Source organism: Brevundimonas sp. CURTG3B2_SDJG, from assembly GCF_057364705.1.
Genome location: NZ_JBNFOJ010000434.1, coordinates 1 through 1,738 on the forward strand (window position 1 = coordinate 1; position 1,738 = coordinate 1,738).

At 72.6% G+C, this 1,738-nt stretch carries 2 protein-coding genes; one reads left to right on the forward strand and one right to left on the reverse strand.

The annotated features are described in order from the left end of the window. The coding region (locus AC2W7C_RS17505; RefSeq protein ID WP_486002510.1) for an amylo-alpha-1,6-glucosidase at positions 1-1,421 on the forward strand (1,421 nt) is incomplete at its 5' end. Between the two features lie 57 nt (positions 1,422-1,478). On the opposite strand, the gene AC2W7C_RS17510 is transcribed toward AC2W7C_RS17505, so the two are convergent. Beyond that, on the reverse strand, positions 1,479-1,738 hold a 260-nt coding region (locus AC2W7C_RS17510), incomplete at its 5' end, for an NUDIX domain-containing protein (protein WP_486002511.1).

Genomic DNA, 1,738 nt, shown 5'->3' on the forward strand with positions numbered 1-1,738 from the left:
GCCGGCGGCGGCGCCGCGGGGCGTCGCTGCGCGGTCCCCGCAGCCCCCGGTTCAACGACTGGCTGGACCAGAGCCGGGCCGACGTGGCCCTTCTGACCACCGACCTGCCGACCGGCCCCTATCCCTACGCCGGCACCCCCTGGTTCTCGACCCCCTTCGGGCGCGACGGGATCATCACCGCCTGGCAGATGCTGTGGCTGGATCCCTCGCTGGCCAAGGGGGTGCTGACCTATCTGGCGGCGCGGCAGGCGACCGAAGTCTCCGCCTTCCAGGACTCCGCGCCCGGCAAGATCATGCACGAGACCCGCGGCGGCGAGATGAGCGCGCTCGGCGAGGTGCCGTTCGGCCTCTACTACGGCGGGGTCGACACCACCTGCCTGTTCGTCGCCCTCGCGGGAGCGTACGCCCGCCGGACCGGGGATTTCGACACCATCCGGGCGCTGTGGCCGAACCTGATCGCGGCGACCCGCTGGATGACCGACCATGGCGACATCCAGCGGAACGGCCTGATCAGCTACCAGCGCGGGGCCGAGACGGGCCTGTCCAATCAGGGCTGGAAGGACTCCGAGGATTCCATCTTCCACGCCGACGGGCGCTTCCCCAAGGGTCCCGTCGCCCTGCTGGAGGTGCAGGGCTACGCCTTCGCGGCGTGGCAGGCGATGGCCGACCTGGCCCAGACGCTGGGCGACGACCGCCGGTCGGAATGGGCGGCCCGGGCCGAGGCCACCCGGGCGCTGGTCGAGGACCGGTTCTGGATGGAGGAGGAGGGCTTCTACGCCATCGCGCTGGACGGGGACGGCGCCCAGTGCCGGGCGATCGCGTCCAACGCGGGTCACCTGCTGTTCACCGGCCTTCCGTCGGCGGAGCGGGCCCGACGGGTGGCCAAGCGCATGCTTTCGGCCGAGTTCCGCTCGGGCTGGGGCATCCGGACGCTGGCCACCGGCCAGGCGCGCTTCAATCCCATGAGCTATCACGACGGTTCGGTCTGGCCGCACGACACCGCCATGGCCGCCGCCGGCATGGCCCGCTACGGCGAGCGCCGCGCGGTGGCCCTTCTGCTGGGCGAGATCTACGCCGCCGCCGCCCATTTCCACCTGCGCCTGCCCGAGCTGTTCTGCGGCTTCGAACGCACCCCCGGCGAGCCCCCGATCGCCTATCCGGTCGCCTGCCTGCCCCAGGCCTGGGCGGCGGGATCGGTCTTCCTGATGCTGCAGGCGGCCCTAGGGGTGAGCGTGGACGCGGTCCAGGGGGTGGTGGAGATCGACGATCCGGTCCTGCCGGCCGGCATCGACCGCCTGAACATCACCGGCCTTCAGGTCGGGGAGGGCCGGGTCGACATCGCCTTCCAGCAAATGGGCGCTCACACGGCCGTCGTGCCCGGCCGACGCAGCGGACGGGTGGCGGTGCGGACCCTGGGCTAGGCCCCGCGAACGAAGACGCCTCGCCGGCCTCGGCGACGATCAACGCTTGGGCGGAGATCACGACCCGCCCAGCCCGCGCTCGAGCGCCTTTCGGAAGACGGTCGGCAGGGCCTGCAACGCCTCCTGCGGCGGAGCCCAGACGAAATCGCCGCCGCCGTCCCCGACCTTCACCTCCAGGGTCAGGGCGAAATGGGTGAAGACATGCTCGACCGACCCGGCGTCCCGCCAGTCGGCCCGCGCGGGCGGCGCGGCCTCGGGCGCCTCGCCCCAGTCGGAAGTCGGCAGCCCCAGCATGCCGCCCAGCAACCCCTTGTCCG